19 protein-coding genes are annotated in these 21,324 nt (G+C 54.6%); all 19 read right to left on the bottom strand.

Going from position 1 to position 21,324, the window contains the following annotated elements; translation table 11 throughout:
* Nucleotides 1–13: 13 nt before the first annotated feature.
* Nucleotides 14–769 carry an ABC transporter permease gene (locus EXZ61_RS04770; protein ID WP_142809532.1) on the bottom strand — a complete coding sequence of 252 codons (756 nt, stop codon included), beginning with the start codon at nucleotides 767–769 and terminating at the stop codon, nucleotides 14–16.
* Complete coding sequence (locus EXZ61_RS04765) at nucleotides 766–1,707, bottom strand: ABC transporter ATP-binding protein (RefSeq protein ID WP_142809530.1); 942 nt, start codon at nucleotides 1,705–1,707, stop codon at nucleotides 766–768. The genes EXZ61_RS04770 and EXZ61_RS04765 overlap by 4 nt, the downstream gene beginning before the upstream one ends.
* A gap of 39 nt (nucleotides 1,708–1,746) precedes the next feature.
* The gene (locus EXZ61_RS04760; protein ID WP_142809528.1) at nucleotides 1,747–2,013 is read right to left on the bottom strand and encodes an STAS domain-containing protein; all 267 of its coding nucleotides are present in this window, start codon (nucleotides 2,011–2,013) and stop codon (nucleotides 1,747–1,749) included.
* Between the two features lies 1 nt (nucleotide 2,014).
* Entirely contained in the window at nucleotides 2,015–2,659 is a 645-nt protein-coding gene (locus EXZ61_RS04755) for an MlaC/ttg2D family ABC transporter substrate-binding protein (RefSeq protein WP_142814105.1), read from the bottom strand.
* Between the two features lie 69 nt (nucleotides 2,660–2,728).
* Nucleotides 2,729–3,466 carry an MlaA family lipoprotein gene (locus tag EXZ61_RS04750; protein WP_142809526.1) on the bottom strand — a complete coding sequence of 246 codons (738 nt, stop codon included), beginning with the start codon at nucleotides 3,464–3,466 and terminating at the stop codon, nucleotides 2,729–2,731.
* Between the two features lie 11 nt (nucleotides 3,467–3,477).
* Nucleotides 3,478–3,960: an outer membrane lipid asymmetry maintenance protein MlaD gene (gene mlaD, locus EXZ61_RS04745; RefSeq protein WP_142809524.1), complete on the bottom strand. Its 483-nt coding sequence runs from the start codon at nucleotides 3,958–3,960 to the stop codon at nucleotides 3,478–3,480.
* Between the two features lie 11 nt (nucleotides 3,961–3,971).
* Nucleotides 3,972–4,754, bottom strand: a complete 783-nt coding sequence (mlaE, locus tag EXZ61_RS04740) for a lipid asymmetry maintenance ABC transporter permease subunit MlaE (protein ID WP_142809522.1) — start codon at nucleotides 4,752–4,754, stop codon at nucleotides 3,972–3,974.
* Nucleotides 4,751–5,593, bottom strand: a complete 843-nt coding sequence (locus EXZ61_RS04735; RefSeq protein WP_142809520.1) for an ABC transporter ATP-binding protein — start codon at nucleotides 5,591–5,593, stop codon at nucleotides 4,751–4,753. The genes mlaE and EXZ61_RS04735 overlap by 4 nt, the downstream gene beginning before the upstream one ends.
* A gap of 53 nt (nucleotides 5,594–5,646) precedes the next feature.
* Nucleotides 5,647–7,113, bottom strand: coding sequence for a glutamate synthase subunit beta (locus EXZ61_RS04730; protein WP_142809518.1), 1,467 nt, complete (start codon nucleotides 7,111–7,113; stop codon nucleotides 5,647–5,649).
* A gap of 33 nt (nucleotides 7,114–7,146) precedes the next feature.
* A complete protein-coding gene (locus tag EXZ61_RS04725) occupies nucleotides 7,147–11,919 on the bottom strand; it encodes a glutamate synthase-related protein (RefSeq protein WP_142809517.1) in 4,773 nt (1,590 codons plus the stop codon).
* 174 nt (nucleotides 11,920–12,093) lie between these two features.
* Nucleotides 12,094–12,723 carry a transposase gene (locus EXZ61_RS04720; RefSeq protein ID WP_425353608.1) on the bottom strand — a complete coding sequence of 210 codons (630 nt, stop codon included), beginning with the start codon at nucleotides 12,721–12,723 and terminating at the stop codon, nucleotides 12,094–12,096.
* Between the two features lie 121 nt (nucleotides 12,724–12,844).
* The gene (locus tag EXZ61_RS04715; RefSeq protein ID WP_237219091.1) at nucleotides 12,845–13,312 is read right to left on the bottom strand and encodes a hypothetical protein; all 468 of its coding nucleotides are present in this window, start codon (nucleotides 13,310–13,312) and stop codon (nucleotides 12,845–12,847) included.
* 63 nt (nucleotides 13,313–13,375) lie between these two features.
* Nucleotides 13,376–14,311, bottom strand: coding sequence for a class I SAM-dependent methyltransferase (locus EXZ61_RS04710; RefSeq protein WP_142809513.1), 936 nt, complete (start codon nucleotides 14,309–14,311; stop codon nucleotides 13,376–13,378).
* Nucleotides 14,308–14,877, bottom strand: a complete 570-nt coding sequence (locus EXZ61_RS04705; protein WP_142809511.1) for a DUF1415 domain-containing protein — start codon at nucleotides 14,875–14,877, stop codon at nucleotides 14,308–14,310. Before EXZ61_RS04705 ends, EXZ61_RS04710 begins: the two co-directional genes overlap by 4 nt.
* Before the next feature lie 95 nt (nucleotides 14,878–14,972).
* Entirely contained in the window at nucleotides 14,973–16,175 is a 1,203-nt protein-coding gene (locus EXZ61_RS04700) for a deoxyguanosinetriphosphate triphosphohydrolase (RefSeq protein WP_142809509.1), read from the bottom strand.
* Between the two features lie 59 nt (nucleotides 16,176–16,234).
* Nucleotides 16,235–17,341: a 3-dehydroquinate synthase gene (gene aroB, locus EXZ61_RS04695; RefSeq protein ID WP_142809507.1), complete on the bottom strand. Its 1,107-nt coding sequence runs from the start codon at nucleotides 17,339–17,341 to the stop codon at nucleotides 16,235–16,237.
* A gap of 299 nt (nucleotides 17,342–17,640) precedes the next feature.
* On the bottom strand, nucleotides 17,641–18,564 hold the full coding sequence (gene lpxC / locus EXZ61_RS04690) for a UDP-3-O-acyl-N-acetylglucosamine deacetylase (RefSeq protein ID WP_142809506.1): 924 nt from the start codon (nucleotides 18,562–18,564) through the stop codon (nucleotides 17,641–17,643).
* 129 nt (nucleotides 18,565–18,693) lie between these two features.
* Entirely contained in the window at nucleotides 18,694–19,920 is a 1,227-nt protein-coding gene (gene ftsZ, locus EXZ61_RS04685; RefSeq protein ID WP_142809504.1) for a cell division protein FtsZ, read from the bottom strand.
* Nucleotides 19,921–20,076: 156 nt separating this feature from the next.
* On the bottom strand, nucleotides 20,077–21,306 hold the full coding sequence (gene ftsA, locus EXZ61_RS04680) for a cell division protein FtsA (protein WP_142809502.1): 1,230 nt from the start codon (nucleotides 21,304–21,306) through the stop codon (nucleotides 20,077–20,079).
* Between the last annotated feature and the right edge of the window lie 18 nt (nucleotides 21,307–21,324).

Genomic DNA, 21,324 nt, shown 5'->3' with positions numbered 1-21,324 from the left:
GTACAAATAAAAATTAGCTACGGAGTTTGTAGCCTGTGCGCAATAACTGAATCGCCACAGCACTTACGGCAAGCAATGATCCCGCGACCACGCCAAAACTTAACCAAGGTGAAGCGTCGCTAACGCCAAAGAAGCCATAGCGAAAACCGTCGATCATGTAAAAAAATGGGTTGAAATGGCTCACGCTTTGCCAAAACGCGGGGAGTGAATGGATCGAGTAAAACACGCCACTCAAAAATGTCATCGGCATGACGACAAAATTTTGAAAGGCGGCCAACTGATCAAATTTCTCCGCCCACAATCCAGCGATCAGCCCCAGTGTGCCCATCAAAGCAGCCCCCATGAAGGCGAAAACCAAGATCCACAAAGGCGCGACAAAACTAATAGGCGTAAACAAGGCCGCGACCAAAAACACGCCAACCCCAACAACGACCCCTCGAACAACTGCCGCGCCCACATAGGCCACATACCAGTGCATGTAGGACAAAGGGGTCAACAACAAGAAAATTAAGTTACCCATGACTTTGCTCATGATCAAGGACGACGAGCTGTTGGCAAACGCGTTCTGCAGCACACTCATCATTGCCAAGCCAGGCACCAAAAAGGCCGTGTAGCTGACGGTGTCATACACCTTGACGTGCGCCTCGAGGGCGTGACCAAAGATCAGCAAGTACAACATGGCAGTGAGCACAGGCCCAGCAATGGTCTGGAAAGCCACCTTCCAAAAGCGCAAGACTTCTTTGTACAACAGCGTTTGCCAACCATTCATCGTGACACTCCGTGGACAGAGTCCTTGTTTTTGGTCATGACGTCCAAAAAGACGTCTTCCAGATCGGCTTTGCGAATTTCAACGTCCTGCGCGACCAAGCCTGTCTTTCGTACTTCGGATAAGTAGTGCTCTATTTCCACTGCGCTATGGGCAGGAAACTGAACGATACGGCCTGTAATTCGGGCTTTATTCAGCAAATGCGTTGGTAACACTCCGTCAATCTTGAAGCGCAACACGTTGCTTGAGGCCGCCTTTAGCAATTCAGTAGTGCTGTCTAGCGCTACGATCCGCCCGGTCTTAAGCATTGCAATGCGGCCGCACAACGCTTCCGCCTCTTCTAGGTAGTGCGTAGTTAACAGCACGGTGTGGCCTTCTTTGTTGAGCCGTGCAATGAACTGCCATAGCGTCTGACGCAACTCCACATCCACACCCGCCGTAGGCTCGTCCAACACAATAACAGGGGGTTTGTGTACCAAGGCTTGCGCCACCAATACACGACGCTTCATCCCCCCGGACAGTTGACGCATATTGGCGTTGGCTTTGTCGGCAAGACCTAGGCTCTCAAGTAGCTCGTCTATCCATGCGTCGTTATTCTTGATGCCGAAATACCCTGACTGAATCCGCAGGGCTTCGCGGACATTGAAAAATGGGTCAAACACCAATTCTTGCGGAACGATTCCCAGCTTGCGTCGCGCTTGTGCAAAATCAGTTTGGACATTGCTGCCTAACACTGAGACGGTGCCTGCCGTTGCCTTGGACAGGCCCGCCAAGATACTAATCATGGTCGTTTTGCCTGCCCCGTTGGGGCCTAGCAAGCCAAAAAACTCACCTTCCTGAATGTCGAGATTGACACCATCTAATGCGAAGAAGGTACTTCCCTTGGGTCCTTTGGGCGACGGATAGGCTTTAGAAACGGATGTAAATGAAATAGCGGACATGAGATGCCGCAGTCTCGTGCGGTCAGATTGAGGTACGGGCTAAGCGCTTGGCAACAAGCTTTCGACCCCATACAAGGAAGCCAAATCCCGCAGCCGTTGCGGCAAACCCTGCACTGTAAAGTGCTTACCCGCACGCGCGCATTCTCTGCGCAATGCAAGTAAGACAGCTAAGGCCGAAGTATCAAAACTTCGCAAGCGGGCCGCATCAACAACCACTTGTGCGGCTTCTGACCGTAAACCTGCGGTCAATTGCTCCAAACAAGCACTTGCATCGTTCTGGGTGAGGGTGGCGGGTAGACTGAGCACGTTAACCCTTCTTGTTGTTGGACTTGTTTCTTTCCGAGAGAGTAGTAATCAAACCATCAAGTCCCTTGGCATTTATTTCTTGGGAAAACTGCGTCCGATATGTTTCCACCAACCACACACCCAAGACGTTGAGGTTATAAATCTTCCACCCGAAACCTTGGCCTGGGGTTTTTTCCAACCTGTAGTCCAGTTGAATTGGATCACCAGCCCCTTTGATTTCACTGCGTACGACGACCTCTTTGTCATCTGGTGACGCTCGAAACGGCTTCATCGAAATGGTCTGCGTAGTCACTTGCGCCAATGCACCTGCGTACGTACGAACCAGCAGTATTTTGAACTCCTCTTCAAGCCGCTTTTGCTGCTCAGCACTAGCCTGACGCCACGCAGGGCCCACCGCCGAGGCTGTCATGCGCTGGAAATCCACATTGGGCATGATGCGCGAGTCCACCAAAACGATAACCTTGCTGAGATCACCAGAGCGGATCGCTTTGTCTGCGCGAATCGTATCCAATACTTCTGTGGAAATGCGCTTAATCAAAACATCAGGCAGCTCATCTTGCGCATGAGACAAACGTGGCAGCGCCAAACTCAGACACGCCACGAGCAAGAGGAACAAATTACGAAAGTCACGAACAAAAACCAACATATTTCTCCAGTCAGACAACCCATTATCGGCGTGACGCACGTTTTGTGCAGTCACCGTGCTGAAAAGCACCTACTTACCCAACGGAGCCTCATCTTCTTCGGGAGGGTTTCCATCATAGACTAGGTTTCTTCGGCGCTGCAAATAGCCATCACGGATGAAGCTGTACTTATCCAACGCAGCCTCTTCGACCACCTGCCCAGCCCCCAAGAAAGCGGCTCGGGTGTCTACCAAATTCACCAAAGTTAGTGTGTCACGAACTTGCACATCTGATACTTTGCCAAGAATACTGCCTTGGCTATCCACAGGAAGCCCTACGGCGTCGCGCAAGGAGCTCGGCCCAAGCAAAGGCAGCACAAGATAGGGGCCTGGCGCTACGCCCCATCGGCCCAATGTCAAACCGAAGTTGGAGGGGTGTTTGTCGATATTGAGATCACTGGCCACGTCCACCACACCCAATAGCCCGATGGTCGTATTGACCATTACACGACCGATGCTGTCACCAGTCTCTTGCCCACGAAGTTGCAAGGCATTGTTGAAGGCTGACCAAACGTCGTCCAAATTACCAAAAAAGTTACCGACGCCCTTACGAAACCAAAAAGGCGTAATGCCCTTGTAGACCGTAGCCACTGGCTTGGCCACTGCCCGGTCGACCGCGTCATTGAAGGAGAAAACACCGCGATTGACCGACTCAAAGGGATCCCGTGCATCCGGGTTGGGCACACTGGCACAACCTTGTAATAAGGCAATGACCACGCCCAAGCTCAGACACCGTAACCACCCGCTGGTAACTCGACCAATCACAAACATATGGCTCCGAATCACTTTTTGTCTTTATCAGAAGAAGGGCCATCAGCCGCCTTGCTGTATAGAAATTGGCTGATCAGATTTTCCAACACCACGGCGGACTGCGTCGTTGAAATACTGTCGCCTTGCGCCAAATTCACACTATCAGCGCCTGCTTCAATGCCAATGTATTGCTCCCCAAGCAAGCCGCTCGTGAGTATTTTCAAGGAACTGTCCTTAGGAAAGGCATAACGCTTGTCCATTGCCAAAGCAACTTTGGCTTGGTAGGTTTTGTCATCAAAGGTTATGGATTCCACCCGACCGACCACTACGCCACTACTTTTCACAGCTGCTTTTGGCTTTAATCCACCAATGTTGTCGAATTTCGCTGTTACAGCATATCCCTTATCAAAACCCAAGGAAAGCAGGTTCGCTGCCTGCAAGGCCAAAAACACAATCCCGGCAGCCCCCAGCAACACAAATAAACCTACCCACACATCACTGTTCGAACGTTGCATAAACACCCCACCTAGATACTGAACATCATCGCCGTTAACACGAAATCTAACCCTAGCACCGCGAGCGAGGCCGCCACAACTGTGCGTGTGGTCGCCCTTGCAACACCTTCGGGCGTTGCTTGTGCGACATAGCCTTGCAGCAGTGCAATAAAGCTGACTGCAAAACCAAAAACGACGCTCTTCAACACCCCATTGCCAACGTCACGCCAGACATCCACACCGCCTTGGGTTTGACTCCAGAAGGAACCTGAGTCAATACCAATCAGCAAGACCCCGACCAACCAGCCCCCCATCACACCAACCGCACTGAATATCGCAGCCAATAGGGGCATCGCAATTACAGCGCCCCAAAACCGAGGGGCCAATATACGTTGCACAGGATCTACCGCCATCATTTCCATCGCACTGAGCTGCTCGCCAGCTTTCATTAAGCCGATCTCAGCGGTCAGTGAGGTCCCTGCGCGTCCAGCAAACAAGAGCGCCGTGATCACAGGCCCAAGCTCTCGAACCAAACTCAGGGTTACCAGCAAACCCAAAGCCTCAGACGATCCATAGCGCTGCAACGTGTAGTAGCCCTGCAACCCAAGAACAAAACCCACAAACACGCCCGACACCGAAATGATGGCCAAGGAGTAGTTACCCATAAAGTGCACCTGGTCCAACACCAAGGACGGGCGACGCATTGTGGCAACCAAAGAGGTCAGTAATCGCAGAAAGAGCCGAGCCCCAAAACCTATATCTGCAAGCTTGCCGCGAACAGCGTAACCCAGCTCGCGAGGGTCGTACCACTTCATGGCAATAACTCCTGCGCAAAGTCCTGGTCAATGTCGACCGCAGGGTAATGAAAGTGCACCGGCCCTTCGGGCAGTGCGTTGACAAACTGATGCACCAATGGGTCCCGGCTATCACGCACTTCTTGGGGTGTGCCCTGCGCGGCTATGGCCCCATTGGCTAGCACGATGACGTGGTCCGCAATTTGAAAAGTTTCATCCAAATCATGCGACACAACAATACTAGTCAGTCCCATGGCGTCGTTAAGCTGTCGGATGAGGCGTGCGGCAGTCCCCAACGATATCGGGTCTAGACCAGCGAAGGGCTCGTCGTACATCACCAATTCAGGATCCAAGGCAATTGCCCTGGCTAAAGCGATGCGGCGGGCCATACCCCCGGACACTTCGGAAGGCATGAGATCTCGCGCTCCGCGCAGCCCCACTGCATTGAGCTTCATGAGAACCACGTCGCGGACCATGGCTTCCGGCAGGTCCGTGTGTTCACGCAAGGGAAAGGCAACATTGTCAAAAACACTGAGGTCCGTAAACAAAGCCCCGAACTGAAACAACATGCCCATGCGACGCCGTGCTTGAAACAAGGCTTCGCGCCCCAGACGTCCCACATCTTGTGGAGCAGCCTCTTGAGAGCCCCCATGGAGCAACACTTCTCCCGATTGGGCTTGGACTTGCCCACCGATGAGACGCAACACTGTCGTTTTGCCCCCACCCGATGCGCCCATCAATGCTGTGACTTTGCCTTGAGGAATGCTAAGACTGATGTCATCCAAGATCAAGCGCCCCCCGTAGCCGAAGCTCACGTGGCGAAACTCTATCAAGGGGGGAGCTAAATCGTTGGATTCCATAAATGCAAAAGCCGGTATATTTCCGGCCTTTGGATCATACGGGATTACACCTATTAGCGGGGCAGGTTACTTACACCCATTAAGTACTCATCTACGGCCCGAGCGGCTTGTCGACCTTCACGGATGGCCCAAACCACCAAGCTTTGCCCTCTGCGCATGTCACCAGCGACGAAAACTTTGTCCACGTTCGTACTGTAGCCCCCTACCAAATCGACGCTCGCTTTTGCATTGCCACGCGCATCCTTGCCAACGCCAAAGGCATCCAGCACGGTGCCGACAGGGTTTACGAAACCCATGGCAAGCAGTACCAAGTCGGCTTTGAGCACTTGCTCGGAGCCCGCAACTTCCACCATCTTGCCGTCTTTCCATTCCACCTTCACAGTCTTCAGACCGGTGACTTTGCCTTTTTCCCCGACAAACTCTTTGGTGGAGATGGCAAAAACGCGCTCGCATCCTTCGTCATGGCTAGAGCTGGTACGCAGTTTCAGCGGCCAGTAGGGCCATGTCATCGGGCGGTTTTCAACTTCCGGAGGCTGGGGCATCACCTCAAACTGCGTCACGCTTACCGCACCGTGCCGATTGCTCGTCCCTACGCAATCGGACCCCGTATCGCCGCCACCAATGACGATCACGGCCTTGCCGTCGGCACGCAGTTGGCCTTTGACTTTGTCACCTGCATTCACTTTGTTTTGCTGCGGCAAGAACTCCATGGCGAAATGAATGCCATCGAGATCACGGCCAGGGACTGGCAGGTCACGTGACTGCTCAGAGCCGCCGGTCAACAACACGGCGTCAAAATCAGCCTTGAGTTGCGCTGCTGAAATAGTCTCTTTAGCCCAGTTGGTCACCTTGCTACCCTTGGGCATCTCTCCGACTAACACCCCTGTTCGGATCGTCACGCCCTCTGCCTTTAGCTGGTCAGCGCGGCGGTCAATATGCGATTTTTCCATCTTGAAATCTGGAATACCGTAGCGGAGCAATCCCCCAACGCGGTCATTCTTTTCAAACAAAGTGACAGCGTGCCCTGCACGCGCTAGCTGTTGGGCAGCTGCCAAGCCTGCAGGACCTGAGCCGACTACGGCAACCTTCTTGCCGGTTTTGTGGATGGCCGGCTGGGCTGTCACCCAACCTTCAGCCCAAGCTCGGTCAATGATGGCATGTTCAATCGACTTAATACCCACAGCGTCTGCGTTCACATTCAAGGTACATGCAGCTTCGCATGGCGCGGGGCAAATACGTCCTGTGAATTCAGGGAAGTTGTTGGTGCTGTGGAGTGTGTCAATTGCAGCCTTCCAATCTTGGCGAAACACCAAGTCATTGAAGTCCGGAATGATGTTGTTCACCGGGCATCCGTTCGTGCAGAACGGTGTGCCGCAGTCCATGCAACGGGCCGCTTGGGTTTTGGCTTGTGCATCGTCCAAACCAATAACAAATTCCTTGTAGTGCTTCAAGCGCTCGGTGACGGGCTTGTAGCCCTCTTCGATGCGCTCAAACTCCATGAAGCCAGTGACTTTTCCCATGATGACCGTCCTTTATTGCAATACGCCGCTGGCTTACTTAGCCGGAGCTGCTTCTGTTTTTGTAGCGGCTTGCGCACGACTGGTGAGCGCTACAGCCTCTTTTCGTGCATGAATCTCGCCCAAAGCGCGCTTGTACTCATTGGGGAACACTTTGACGAACTTGGCCCGTGCTGCGTCCCAGTTGTCCAATAGTTCACGCGCCCGCTTGCTGCCCGTCCAGCGGTTGTGCTCTTCCAGCAGCTTGCGCAATTGCGCTTCATCGGTTAGGCCACGGTGCCAGATCGCGGGAGATACGCTGGCTTCTTGTTCCGCTGCCGGCAAAACCTTGTCTAAGCTCACCATGGCGGTGTTGCAGCGGGATGCGAATTGGCCATCTTCGTCATAGACATAGGCAACACCGCCACTCATACCTGCAGCGAAATTGCGCCCCGTTTTACCCAGAACAGCCACAGTGCCGCCGGTCATGTATTCGCAGCCGTGGTCGCCCGTACCCTCCACCACCGCGGTTGCACCCGACAAGCGCACCGCAAAACGTTCGCCGCCCACCCCGCTGAAGAAGGCTTCACCGGTGGTTGCGCCATACATCACCGTGTTCCCCACAATGGTGTTGCGAATGGCGTCACCACGGAAGTCGATACTGGGGCGCACTACGACGCGGCCGCCCGATAAGCCTTTACCGGTGTAGTCATTGGCGTCACCAATGAGATAGAGCGTAATGCCGCGCGTCAAGAACGCACCAAAGGACTGGCCGCCGGTACCTTCTAGCTGAATGCGAATGGTGTCGTCAGGCAGCCCTTCGGGGTGAACTTTGGTCACTGCGCCGGACAGCATGGCACCCACAGAACGGTTCACGTTACGCGCTACCTCGATGAACTGCACTTTCTCGCCTTTGTCGATCGCTGCGCGGGACTTGGCAATCAGCACATTGTCCAAGGCTTTCTCTAAGCCGTGGTCTTGCAACTCGACTTGGAAGCGTGGCACATCTGCAGGCACTTGAGGTTGGGCAAACAAACGGCTGAAGTCCAAGCCGGTTGCTTTCCAATGCTCAATGCCTTTGCGCATATCCAATAAGTCGGAACGGCCAATCATGTCGTCGAACTTGCGAATACCCAACTGCGCCATGATCTGGCGGACTTCTTCGGCAATGAAGAAGAAGTAGTTCACCACATGCTCAGGCTTGCCAGAGAACTTGGCGCGCAGCTCAGGGTCTTGGGTGGCAACGCCCACTGGGCAGGTGTTGAGGTGGCACTTGCGCATCATGATGCACCCTTCAACCACCAGTGGCGCCGTCGCAAAGCCAAATTCGTCTGCCCCCAAGAGTGCGCCAATGGCAACGTCACGGCCCGTCTTCATCTGGCCGTCGGCTTGCACGCGGATACGGCTACGCAAACGGTTCAGCACCAGCGTCTGCTGGGTTTCGGCCAAGCCGATTTCCCAAGGACTGCCTGCGTGCTTGATGGAGGACCAGGGGGAGGCACCTGTGCCGCCATCATGCCCTGCAATCACCACATGGTCGCTCTTGCACTTTGCAACGCCTGCCGCAATAGTGCCCACGCCAATTTCGGACACCAGCTTCACGCTGATGCTGGCGTGCGGCGCCACATTCTTCAGGTCGTGAATGAGCTGCGCCAAGTCCTCAATAGAGTAGATGTCATGGTGCGGCGGGGGAGATATCAGGCCGACCCCAGGCACCGAGTGGCGCAAGCGGCCAATGTAATCAGACACTTTGCCACCGGGCAGTTGGCCGCCTTCGCCGGGCTTAGCGCCCTGGGCCATCTTGATCTGGATCTGATCGGCGCTGCTGAGGTACTCTGCGGTCACACCAAAACGTCCGGATGCCACTTGCTTGATCCGGGAACGCAATGAGTCTGTTGTTTCAAGTGGGATGTCCACTTCCACAACATCATGGCCAATGATGTCGGCCATGGTTTGGCCTTGTTTGATTGGGATACCCTTGAGCTCCTGGCGGTAGCGTGCGGGGTCTTCGCCGCCTTCTCCCGTGTTGCTCTTGCCACCAATGCGGTTCATCGCGACGGCGAGGGTTGCGTGCGCTTCGGTCGAGATAGAGCCCAAGGACATAGCGCCTGTAGCAAACCGCTTTACGATTTCTTTTGCAGCCTCTACTTCGTCTACGGAGATGGCTTTGGCTGGGTCAATCTTGAACTCGAACAAGCCGCGCAGCGTGAGGTGGCGCTTGCTTTGGTCGTTGATGATCTGCGCGTACTCTTTGTAGGTATTCCAGTTGTTCGCGCGTGTCGAATGCTGCAACTTGGCAATGGCGTCAGGGGTCCACATATGCTCTTCCCCACGCACACGCCAGGCGTATTCGCCGCCCGCATCCAAGGCATTGGCCAACACGGGGTCAGAACCAAAAGCTGCTTTGTGCATGCGAATGGATTCTTCGGCGATTGCGAAGACGCCAATGCCTTCCACGCGGCTGGGTGTGCCTGTGAAATACTTGGACACTGTTGCGCTTGATAGGCCAATCGCCTCAAACAGCTGTGCACCACAGTAACTCATATAGGTGCTCACACCCATCTTGGACATGATTTTGGACAAGCCCTTGCCAACCGCCTTGATGTAGTTGTAGATTGCCTTGTCTGCGCTCAGATCGCCAGGCAGGTCTTTGTGGATGCTGACCAAGGTTTCCATTGCCAAGTAAGGGTGAACCGCTTCTGCGCCGTACCCTGCGAGCACTGCAAAGTGGTGAACTTCGCGGGCGGTACCCGTTTCGACTACCAAGCCGGCAGTAGTGCGCAAGCCTTCACGCACAAGGTGCTGGTGGATGGCAGACAAAGCCAACAGCGCTGGAATAGCAACTTGGCTAGAGGTGACGTTGCGGTCACTGATAATCAAAATGTTCTTGCCACCCTTGATGGCATCGACCGCCTCTGCGCACAGTGAGGCCAGTTTGGCTTCTACGCCTTCATGCCCCCATGTCAAGGGATAGGTGATGTCCAAGGTATAGCTGCGGAACTTACCTTGCGTGTGCTTTTCTATGTCGCGCAGCTTGGCCATATCTGCAAAGTCCAGCACAGGCTGCGAAACTTCCAAGCGCATGGGCGGGTTGACTTGGTTGATGTCCAAGAGATTGGGCTTAGGCCCAATAAAGGACACCAAAGACATCACGATCGCTTCTCGGATCGGGTCGATGGGCGGATTGGTAACCTGTGCGAACAGTTGCTTGAAATAGCTGTACAGCGGTTTATTTTTGTCAGAGAGAACTGCCAGCGGACTGTCATTGCCCATGGAGCCAATGGCTTCCTCCCCCGCACTTGCCATGGGGGCGATGAGGAATTTAAGGTCCTCTTGGGTAAACCCGAAGGCCTGTTGGCGGTCCAGCAACGATACTTTGTCGGTCACGCGTTTAGGCTCGACACCCGCGACCACCTGTGACAATGCTGTGCTTGCGCGACGTTCCGCAAAGCACACATCATCGAGCTTGATGCGCAAATTCTCGATCCACTGCTTATACGGCTTGCTGTTGGCCAAGTTGGCCTTGAGCTCCTCGTCGTCAATCATCCGCCCCTGCTCAAGATCGATCAGGAACATCTTGCCTGGCTGCAAGCGCCACTTGCGGACGATTTTGTTTTCTGGAACGGGCAATACACCTGACTCGGAGCCCATGATCACTAAGTCGTCATCGGTAATGCAGTAGCGAGAGGGGCGCAAGCCGTTGCGATCCAAGGTGGCGCCAATTTGGCGACCATCGGTAAACACGATCGATGCAGGGCCGTCCCATGGCTCCATCATGGCGGCGTGGTATTCATAGAAAGCCTTGCGACGCTGGTCCATTGTGGTGTGTTGCTCCCACGGCTCTGGGATCATCATCATGACGGCCTGGCTGATGGGGTAGCCGGCCATCGTGAGCAACTCAAGGCAGTTATCGAACGTGGCTGTGTCGGACTGGCCTGCAAAGCTAATAGGGTAGAGCTTTTGCAGGTCTTCACCCAAGACCGGCGACGACATAACGCCTTCGCGGGCCTTCATCCAGTTGTAGTTGCCTTTGACCGTGTTGATTTCACCGTTGTGCGCTACATAGCGATACGGATGGGCAAGCGGCCATTCAGGAAATGTATTGGTAGAAAAACGCTGGTGCACCAGGCCCAAAGCGGATACGCACCGCGCATCTTCTAAGTCTTTGAAGTACACGCCCACCTGGTCGGCCAAGAGCAGGCCTTTGTAGACCACCGTACGGCTGGACATGCTAGGTACATAGTACTCTTTGGAGTGCGTTAAGCCGAGGGCTTGGATGTGGGCGCTGGCTGTTTTGCGAATGACGTACAGCTTGCGCTCCAAGGCATCTTGCACAATGACGTCGTTACCGCGGCCAATGAACACTTGGCGCAAGATAGGTTCTTTTTCCCGCACGGTGGGCGACATCGGCATGTCGCGGTTGACCGGCACATCGCGCCAGCCCAGCAACACTTGGCCTTCCGCCTTGATGGCACGCTCCATCTCTTGCTCGCATGCCAATCGGGACGCGTGCTCTTTAGGCAAGAAAATCATGCCCACGCCGTACTCACCCAATGGGGGTAAAGCGACGCCTTGCGCAGCCATTTCTTCCCGATACAAGGCGTCTGGCAGCTGAATCAAGATTCCGGCACCGTCGCCCATGAGTTTGTCAGCACCTACCGCGCCACGGTGATCCAAGTTTTCAAGAATCTTCAGCGCGTTTTTAACGATGCTGTGGCTTTTCTCTCCACGAATATGGGCCACAAAGCCCACACCACAAGCGTCATGCTCGTGTTCTTGGGAATACAAACCGTTGGCGTTCAAATGCTGGATCTCGGCTGCCGTAGTCATGGCGCACTCCTCATTAATTTCACAGGGACGTCAAGAATACTGCAGTGCAGCAGAATTTCAAAGCAAAATAAATGGGGTCAGATACAATTTTAATTGCTTGTATGGTTGTTGGTATAAAAATGGGGACACATCAAAGATGCGAGCAATAAGGCCAGATAAAGAAAAGTCCTTGGCCTATTGCAAGGCCTTTGGAGTTAATTTCGTGGGACGCCCTGGGGATAGTTTTTGGAGTCTTCGGTCTGTTTTCTTTTGCAGACTAGCCACAAATTCTTGATCGCCCACAGCCCAGCCATGCTTCGCTGTGTCCATCAAATCCAGTCCTTGACTGGTGCTAACTGCAGACTGGCTCAGCTCAGCATAGCGCGCCTCACGTGCAAACGGTGTATTCCCAAGTGCCCAAACCGTGGGGTGGCTGGTGAGCCAACTGATGTTTGCAAAGCCTAGGTAGTGTGCTTGGCTAGACCATGGATAGGGACTGGCCTCATCGCCAAGGCCCACCAGCGCTGGGTACGCATCCATTCGAACCATGGTCGGCAACAAGTGGGTTTCAGGCTGCAATACAGTGCTTCTGTAGCGCCCTTCCCACAAAGTGCCTGAACGGCCATAGCTGTTGTTGTAGACGCGCACATAGGTTCGTCCTATGGCTTGCATCATGCTCGATAGCGCCCCTTCAGCCGAGGGTGTGAGCAACAGCTGGAAATGGTCAGGCATGAGTAAAAAGGCATGGACTGCAACCTTGAACTTCTGCGCGTGTTCACGCAGCAAGCTGAGGAACAAGGCGTAATCAACGTCACTGCGAAACACGGGCTGCCCATTGTTACCACGCTGAGAGACATGGTGCAAACACCCGGGGACGGAGAGCCTAGCGAGTCGCGCCACAAGCCGATTCGAGCTCTATTGACGTACTGCAGCCTTCAACAAAAGGCTACTTCGGAGCCTTGGTGACACGGACCTTGCCACCGGTGGTGATGATGATGACCGGGTCACCTGCAGCCAACTGCTCGGTACCTTTGGCCTGAACAATCGCCCTGCGATCGCCGCCTTTAAGTTGCACGAGTACTTCAATCGCGTCTTCTTTGGTCGCAAACCGTTCAATCGCGTTGCCTGCCGCGGCACCAGCGACTCCAGCCAATACGCCCAGCACTTGGGCCTCGCGTTGAACGCCACTACCGCCATAACCTCCTAGCGCCCCCACCACTCCACCTACAGCCGCACCGACACCGGTTTGAGATCCATCGACCACCACCGTGCGAATGGACAACACAACAGCGTCTTCCACTTGGGCCATGCGCTGGGTATCCCCGCGCTTAATGACGTCTGGACTGCTGCTTGCGCAAGCGGCCAAGAGCCCTACTAACGCAGAAGCGCACACCAGCTTAATGACTGAACCCATTTCGATCTCCAAATTAAAAAACAACCACATCCATGCTTAACGCATCAAGTCCCTAAAGCGTTGTCAGACGCCACCCAGATTGTCGGGTGGCAGTGTAAAGCGTGTATGAAGCATCTCTGTGATCCCGAACTGCTGCAGAAGTTCACGTAGCCGAGTCGCGGCCTTGACATTGGGCTTACCGATGTGGCGGGCGATGATGAGCTCATTTTTCATGCTGTGCTCCCAACCGACCAACTCGGTCACCGTGACTTGGTAGCCACGGGCCTCCAAATACAGACAACGCAGCACGTTGGTAAGCTGACTCCCCATTTCACGCGTGTGCAAGGGGTGCCGCCAGAGTTCAGCCAAGGGCGTGCGGGCCAATGAAAGCGCTTTGCTCTGGGTCAGATGCCGGGCAACTTCTGCCTGGCAACACGGCACCAGCACCATGTACTTGGCTTGCTTTTCAAAGCCAAACGCAATCGCGTCGTCGGTTGCGCTGTCACATGCGTGCAGTGCAGTAACGACGTCCATGCTTGCAGGCAGATCGCTTGCAATGGTGGCCTGCGCCACAGATATATTCAAGAAAGACATGCGGCTAAAGCCTAGGCGCTCAGCCAACGCCTTTGATCGCTCAACCAACTCAGAACGCGTTTCTATTCCATAGATATGACCGAGCGAAGTCCCAGTGGTTTGCGCCTTGAAAAACAAGTCGTACAAGATGAAGCCTAGGTAAGACTTCCCTGCCCCATGGTCAGCCAAGGTAAGTCCACGCGCGCCACCCTCGCCTGAGGAAACCAGTTCGAGCAGCAATTTTTCAATGAACTGGTACAGGTGATACACCTGTTTGAGCTTGCGGCGCGAGTCTTGGTTTAGCTTGCCTTCCCTCGTCAGAATGTGCAACTCTTTGAGCAGTTCAATGGACTGCCCGGGACGAATTTCCGGGGGCACCGCTAGCGCAGTCGCGGCACTCAATGGAGTGGAGCGCTGGTTGTTTTTGGTAAGAAGCTTTTGTTTCATGATATTACTGGATGTGGCCCCACATCCAGGCCCTGCCAGCCCTCTAAGCCCAACGCAGTCATCGTTTCCATATTGGTTTCAAAAATAGCGGACGCATCCGGAAATGCCTGCACAGCGCGGTCAATACTGGACTCTCGAAGCAAGTGCAAGGTGGGGTACGGCGACCGATTGGTGTAGTTGGTGATGTCGTCAGGTGATGTGCCCGCAAACTGGTACTGCGGGTGCATGGACGCAATCTGGAAGTCGTCTTGCGCATCAAGCCTTACTAGCAACCGATCCGCTCGCTCTAGGAAGGCATTGTATTCGTAGAAGTCGGACAGACAGGAAACCGCTATCAAAAGTGTAGTGTCCCGCGCTTTCGCATCAAGGGCACGGAGCTGTCCAAGCTCACTCTCCAAGTCCTGCAATAGCTCTTCGGGAGTCAGAGCGGCACTCACTGCGTAGTGGATCTGGCCCTTGACGTGCACGCTTTTAGCAAACGGGCATAAGTTGAGTCCAATGACAGCCTTCTCTATCCAGCGAACCGTGTCTTGGATCGCTCTTTCTGCTATGTCCGAGCTTTGCATGGTATTTCCAGTTTAGGTTTCAACATGCGATGCAGAGCGCATCGCTCGCAAAGCAAAACGCACGGCCACGGTGTAAGACAGCATCGTACAAACTGCTAAGCCGAAAATAGCTTTTGCCCCGTCATACGTTCGTGCTCCTTCAGTGCAAAACGGTCGGTCATGCCGGCGATGTAATCGGCCACTGCGCGTGGGTCCCCATTGCCCACATGCGCGGCATCGCGGCCTTCTTCGGCAACCAATGTGTCGCCTTCCTTTTTGAGCATCTCCTGAGGGCTCCCCGTATAGGCAGCAAACAAGTCACGTATCACTTGTTTGGCCAATGTCATCTGATTGACCACATTGGTATGGCGATACAGCTTTGCAAAAAGAAATGACTTCATCTCCCCTGCCTCCCTAGACATGGCCTCACTGAATGCTACCAAGGGTGGCAAGGCGCCCACTTCTTCACTTGAGCGTGGCTGCGCGGTGAGCAAACGATTCTTTGTGGTCTCGATCACGTCATATACCTGAGCGCTCAGCATGCAGCGAATGACCTCGTACAAAAGTCGACGTGCTTCCGAGGCCTTGGCCAGGTGGGGGTGTGAAGCCAATACTTGCTGGTGAAAGCGCTTAAACACCGGCACTTCAGACAATTGATCGACAGTCAACAAGCCTGAGCGCACACCGTCGTCCATATCGTGCGCGTTATAGGCAATAGCGTCGGCCAAATTGCACAGTTGCGCCTCTAAACTGGGCTGCGTTCGGGTCAAAAATCGCGCTGCAACTCCTCCTCCGCTGTCGACATAGCGGTGCTCTTGGGCTTCCAGCAATAGTGCGTTGGCGCGTGAGCAGTGTTTCAAAATACCAGCGCGGGTTTCAAAGCACAGGTTCAAGCCGTTGAAAGCTGGATACCGCTGCTCAAGCACATCCACTACGCGCAAGCTTTGTAGGTTGTGTTCGAACCCTCCCGCCGCCTGCATACACTCATTCAGAGCGTCTTGCCCAGCGTGACCAAATGGCGTGTGGCCAAGGTCATGGGCGAGTGCAATGGCCTCCACCATATCTTCATTGAGGCACAAGGTCCGAGCGATGGATCGGCCAAGTTGAGCCACTTCAAGTGAATGCGTCAAACGGGTGCGAAACAAATCTCCCTCGTGGTTGAGGAACACTTGGGTTTTGTAGACCAAACGCCTGAAAGCGGTGGAATGCACGATGCGATCCCGGTCACGCTGATACTCAGTTCTGGTGGGTGCAGCAGATTCTGGGTACTTGCGGCCTCTTGTCTTCGATGGATCAGACGCGTAAACGGCGAGACTCATGGTGGAGACCTTCGGACGCAAAGCCAAGAGAAAAAGCTAGGACTCAAGCTGGGATGCCATCAGGCGCAGGCCGCTTGGATCACCGCGTGCACCAACGCATCCGGGGCGCCTTGAACCGCGGCAACACCGGGCTTCTGGATCACGACAAACTTAATCTCGCCAGCTTCGGCCTTCTTGTCTACCCGCATCAAATCCATGTAGCGCGCCACGTTGTTGGTCGAATCCAAGATAGGTGCAGTCACAGGCAGACCTGCGCGGGCGACCAAGGTCCGAATACGCGCCAAAAAATCTGCATCAATGCCGCCAAGGCGATGGGACAACTCGGCAGCCATGACCATGCCACAGCCCACCGCTTCACCGTGCAGCCATTGGCCATAGCCAAGACCTGCTTCAATAGCGTGTCCAAACGTATGACCAAAGTTAAGGATGGCGCGCAGCCCAGCCTCACGCTCATCTTGACCGACCACCCATGCTTTGATCTCGCAGCTGCGCTTTACCGCATGGGCCAAGGCACTAGCGTCCCGCGAAAGCAGTCGGTCCAAGTTATCTTCAATCCAGACAAAGAACTCCATATCTGCAATGGGGCCGTACTTAATCACTTCAGCCAGACCCGCACTGAGCTCACGTACAGGCAATGTCTGAAGCGTGCCCAAATCACAAATGACCTTCAACGGCTGATAGAAGGCGCCGATCATGTTTTTGCCCATCACATGGTTAATGCCGGTCTTTCCACCTACGGACGAATCCACTTGGGCCAACAGCGTCGTTGGAACTTGAACAAACGGCACCCCCCGCATATAGCAGGCAGCGGCAAACCCGGTCATATCCCCGACCACCCCCCCGCCGAGTGCAAAAAGCGTAGTCTTACGGTCGCAATGGTGCGCCAACAAGGCGTCAAAAATTGTGTTGAGGGTATCGAGATGCTTGTAGGCCTCCCCGTCCGGCAAGACCACTGTGTGAACCTGTCGATAGCTTAGGCTTAACGTAGCCTGCAAGCGGCTCAAGTACAAAGGTGCGACTGTTTCATTGCTGACGATTAATGCGGCGCTTGCCTTTGGCAAGTCCGCAAACTGGTCAGTGGCACTTAGCAAATCCGTTCCGATGGAGATGTCATAGCTTCGCTCTGCCAGCGATATGCGGACGGACTGAACGGGATGCATAGTCATGGACTTTATTCAAAAAAAGGGATGGGCGAGACCGTGAGTTTAGTCTTAGCTAACGGAAGGCAGGGACCATGCAGTCCGACCTAGGCACCTCGACCTGTCTAAGCTACTCGCTCCAAGACCAGTACGCAAAAAAAACCAAATGCAGCCAGCATGGTCCACTTCAAGGTTTTTTGGCCAAACCGCTTAAAGCGCTCTTGGCCGGTGGCAATGTACAGAGCAAAACATACTCCCGCACCTAGCAGGAGCATCAGCATAGTCCAACGAAAGAGCAGCATGGTGGGATGGTTTTTGCCTAGTACTTACCAAGCGTTAGCGAGCTTGGAAAAACCACTCGGCGCACGCTTTTCATCTTCGAACGTTACGACGTCCCACGCATCGGGATGCGCAACTAACTCACGCAATAGTCTGTTATTGATGGCATGGCCGGAACGAAACGCACTGTAGCTGGCCAATAAGGGCTTGCCTATGACGTAAAGGTCACCCATGGCATCCAAAATTTTGTGTTTTGCAAACTCATCGTCGTAACGTAAGCCATCCGAGTTGAGGACTTTGTATTCGTCCATCACGATGGCATTGTCCAAGCCTCCCCCCATAGCAAGACCTTTGGCTCGCATGGCTTCCACGTCTTTGGTGAAGCCAAACGTGCGAGCGCGTGCGATGTCCTTGGTATAGGAGTCCTTGCTCAGATCGAATTCCACGACCGAGCCGCTGCCATCGACTGCAGGATGGTTAAACACAATCTCAAAGCGCAGCTTGTAGCCGTGGTATGGCTCAAACCTCGCCCACTTCTCATTGGCCCCCTCGCCCTCGCGAACCTCTATCAGACGGTTGATGCGAATGAACTTGCGAGCGGCGTTTTGCAGCTCAATGCCTGCGCTTTGCAGCAAAAAGACAAACGAAGCAGCCGAACCATCCAGAATCGGGATTTCTTCATCGCTGACATCGACATACATATTGTCAATGCCCAAGCCTGAGCACGCGGACATCAAGTGCTCAACCGTCAGCACTTTCACAGCGCCGACCGACAACGTAGTCGCCAGTTGGGTCTCCGTAACGCCCAGCGCTGACACTGGAATATCGACAGGCTCTGGTAAATCTATCCGGCGAAACACAATGCCTGTATCAGGCGCTGCCGGGCGCAGCGTTATCTCCACACGCTTGCCACTATGCAGGCCGACACCCACGGCACGGGTTAAAGACTTGAGAGTTCGTTGTTTTAGCACTAGGGTATTGTAAAAGTATGCGGCCAAGGGCACGCATTGTGCCCTTTATGGGCCTACAAACGGCTTGGCGCTAACCCTAGCTAGGCTAGCGCCAAGCCTGACTCCCTCGCGAGCCAAGCAGGAGAGGGATCAGTCTGCTTGCTTGCGCAAAAAGGCAGGGATTTCGTAATCATCCATGCCTCCGTTGGACAAAGCGTCGACCCGAGCCGCTGCCGAGGTACGTCCTCTCCATACAGCCGGAGTACCCATGCTGCCGTAGTCAGGTTGCGCAATGCCGTTGCCCATTGCAGGGGCAGCACTAGGATTAGCCATGGTGTTGAGGGTCGGCACGTTAAACGGCACATTGTCCGTGCCGGTGCGCAGCACTTGCAAAGGCGGCGCGGTGCGGCGCATACCTTGGCGGCTCAAGCCAGTGGCCACCACGGTGACGCGGATGTCATCCATCAGGCTGTCGTCATACGCAGTCCCGTAGATCACATGTGCGTCTGGCGATGCATAGGCACGGATGGTGTTCATCGCCAGTTTGGACTCGGCCAGTTTGAGCGAACCCTTGGCGGCCGTGATCAAGACCAACACACCTTTGGCGCCAGAGAGATCGATACCTTCCAGCAGTGGACACGCTACCGCTTGCTCAGCGGCAATACGGGCGCGGTCTGGGCCGCTGGCCAATGCAGTACCCATCATGGCTTTGCCTGGTTCACCCATGACCGTGCGGACGTCTTCGAAGTCGACGTTGACGTGGCCTGGCACATTGATGATTTCGGCGATACCACCCACGGCGTTCTTCAGCACGTCATTGGCGTGCGCGAAGGCTTGGTCTTGGGTCACATCATCACCCAGTACCTCAAGCAACTTCTCGTTCAACACCACGATCAGAGAATCAACGTTGGCTTCTAGTTCAGAGAGGCCGCCATCGGCATTGGTCATGCGGCGGCCACCTTCAAACTCGAAAGGCTTGGTTACTACGCCCACGGTCAAGATGCCCATTTCTTTTGCGATGCGTGCAATCACGGGTGCAGCACCCGTACCAGTGCCGCCGCCCATACCTGCCGTGATGAACAGCATGTGGGCACCTTCGATGGCGGTGCGAATGTCAGCTTCTGCCACTTGCGCAGCATCACGTCCCTTGTCAGGCTTGCTACCAGCACCCAAGCCGCTTGCGCCGAGCTGAATGGTTTTGTGTGCGCTGCTGCGGCTCAGGGCCTGTGCATCGGTGTTGGCGCAAATGAACTCCACGCCGCCCACGGCTGTCTGGATCATGTGCTCAACGGCGTTTCCGCCGCCACCACCGACACCAATCACCTTGATTTGTGTACCTTGGTTAAACGCTTCTTCTTCAAATAATTCGATAGGCATTTGTGGACTCCTTTGATTTCGATCTGTATACGGTTGGATTAACTTAACGCTTGTGTCAGTGTTCAATGAGGCGGTCTCCTTATTACGAAGGAGGGTCCGCGATGGAACCGAATCCATAGGGACTTCCACGGGCAAAGTGAATAGGGTGTTTCATGGTCAGAAGTTCCCCACAAACCAGTCTTTCATCTGGCCTAAAGCGGTCTTCATGGACCCATTTTTCTGAGCAACCTTGTAGCCACGCATGCGTGCCATGCGGGCTTCTTCCATCAAGCCCATTACGGTGGCAGCGCGGGGCTGCGCCACCATGTCGGCCAATGAACTGGAGTACTTCGGAATACCCCGTCGCACGGGCTTGAGAAAAATGTCTTCGCCCAACTCCACCATGCCTGGCATCACACAGCTGCCGCCGGTGAGCACAATCCCGGAAGAAAGCACTTCTTCGTAACCAGAGTCGCGCATGACTTGGTTAACCAAGGAGTAGATTTCTTCAATACGGGGCTCTATCACCCCGGCCAAGGCTTGGCGGCTCAGCATGCGCGGGCCACGGTCACCCAAGCCAGGCACCTCCACTTGGATGTCGGGATCCACCAGCATTTGCTTGGCGTGGCCACTCTCTACCTTGATGTCTTCCGCGTCTTTGGTGGGTGTACGCAAGGCCATGGCGATGTCGCTGGTGATCAAGTCACCCGCAATCGGGATCACCGCGGTGTGGCGAATGGCACCATTGGTGAATATGGCGACGTCAGTAGTACCGGCACCGATGTCTACCAGCGCCACGCCCAACTCACGCTCGTCTTGGGTCAACACTGACAAACTGGACGCCAAGGGATTCAGCATCAACTGATCCACTTCCAAACCACAGCGGCGCACGCACTTGATGATGTTCTCTGCCGCGCTTTGGGCACCCGTCACGATATGAACTTTGGCCTCTAGGCGTATGCCGCTCATGCCGATGGGCTCTTTCACATCTTGGCCATCGATGATGAACTCTTGCGGCTCTACCAACAGCAATCGCTGGTCGGTGGAGATATTGATCGCCTTGGCCGTTTCGACCACACGCGCTACGTCTGCGGCCGTCACCTCCCGGTCTTTGATCGCCACCATACCGCTGGAGTTAATGCCGCGAATATGGCTTCCGGTAATGCCGGTGTAGACCCGCGTGATCTTGCAGTCCGCCATGAGCTCAGCCTCTTTCAAGGCTTGCTGAATGCTCTGCACTGTGGCGTCAATATTGACCACGACACCGCGCTTGATCCCATTGCTGGGCGCTACGCCCAGCCCCGCTAGCTTGAGCTCGCCACCGGGCATGACTTCGGCCACGACCACCATGACTTTGGCGGTGCCAATATCTAGCCCGACTACCAGATCTTTGTACTCTTTTGCCATATGCTTACCTGCTCTAAC

The sequence above is a fragment of the Rhodoferax aquaticus genome, from assembly GCF_006974105.1.
Taxonomy (GTDB): Bacteria; Pseudomonadota; Gammaproteobacteria; order Burkholderiales; family Burkholderiaceae_C; genus Allorhodoferax; species Allorhodoferax aquaticus_A.
The sequence above is the reverse complement of the archived record's forward strand: the minus strand, read 5'-3'. Positions and strand labels throughout refer to the sequence as shown.

Coding starts and splice junctions, on each gene's coding strand:
- EXZ61_RS04770 (WP_142809532.1), bottom strand. CDS start 769: ATGAATGGTTGGCAAACGCTGTTGTACAAAGAAGTCTTGCGCTTTTGG.
- EXZ61_RS04765 (WP_142809530.1), bottom strand. CDS start 1,707: ATGTCCGCTATTTCATTTACATCCGTTTCTAAAGCCTATCCGTCGCCC.
- EXZ61_RS04755 (WP_142814105.1), bottom strand. CDS start 2,659: ATGTTGGTTTTTGTTCGTGACTTTCGTAATTTGTTCCTCTTGCTCGTG.
- EXZ61_RS04750 (WP_142809526.1), bottom strand. CDS start 3,466: ATGTTTGTGATTGGTCGAGTTACCAGCGGGTGGTTACGGTGTCTGAGC.
- mlaD (WP_142809524.1), bottom strand. CDS start 3,960: ATGCAACGTTCGAACAGTGATGTGTGGGTAGGTTTATTTGTGTTGCTG.
- mlaE (WP_142809522.1), bottom strand. CDS start 4,754: ATGAAGTGGTACGACCCTCGCGAGCTGGGTTACGCTGTTCGCGGCAAG.
- EXZ61_RS04735 (WP_142809520.1), bottom strand. CDS start 5,593: ATGGAATCCAACGATTTAGCTCCCCCCTTGATAGAGTTTCGCCACGTG.
- EXZ61_RS04730 (WP_142809518.1), bottom strand. CDS start 7,113: ATGGGAAAAGTCACTGGCTTCATGGAGTTTGAGCGCATCGAAGAGGGC.
- EXZ61_RS04725 (WP_142809517.1), bottom strand. CDS start 11,919: ATGACTACGGCAGCCGAGATCCAGCATTTGAACGCCAACGGTTTGTAT.
- EXZ61_RS04715 (WP_237219091.1), bottom strand. CDS start 13,312: ATGGGTTCAGTCATTAAGCTGGTGTGCGCTTCTGCGTTAGTAGGGCTC.
- EXZ61_RS04710 (WP_142809513.1), bottom strand. CDS start 14,311: ATGAAACAAAAGCTTCTTACCAAAAACAACCAGCGCTCCACTCCATTG.
- EXZ61_RS04705 (WP_142809511.1), bottom strand. CDS start 14,877: ATGCAAAGCTCGGACATAGCAGAAAGAGCGATCCAAGACACGGTTCGC.
- EXZ61_RS04700 (WP_142809509.1), bottom strand. CDS start 16,175: ATGAGTCTCGCCGTTTACGCGTCTGATCCATCGAAGACAAGAGGCCGC.
- aroB (WP_142809507.1), bottom strand. CDS start 17,341: ATGACTATGCATCCCGTTCAGTCCGTCCGCATATCGCTGGCAGAGCGA.
- ftsZ (WP_142809504.1), bottom strand. CDS start 19,920: ATGCCTATCGAATTATTTGAAGAAGAAGCGTTTAACCAAGGTACACAA.
- ftsA (WP_142809502.1), bottom strand. CDS start 21,306: ATGGCAAAAGAGTACAAAGATCTGGTAGTCGGGCTAGATATTGGCACC.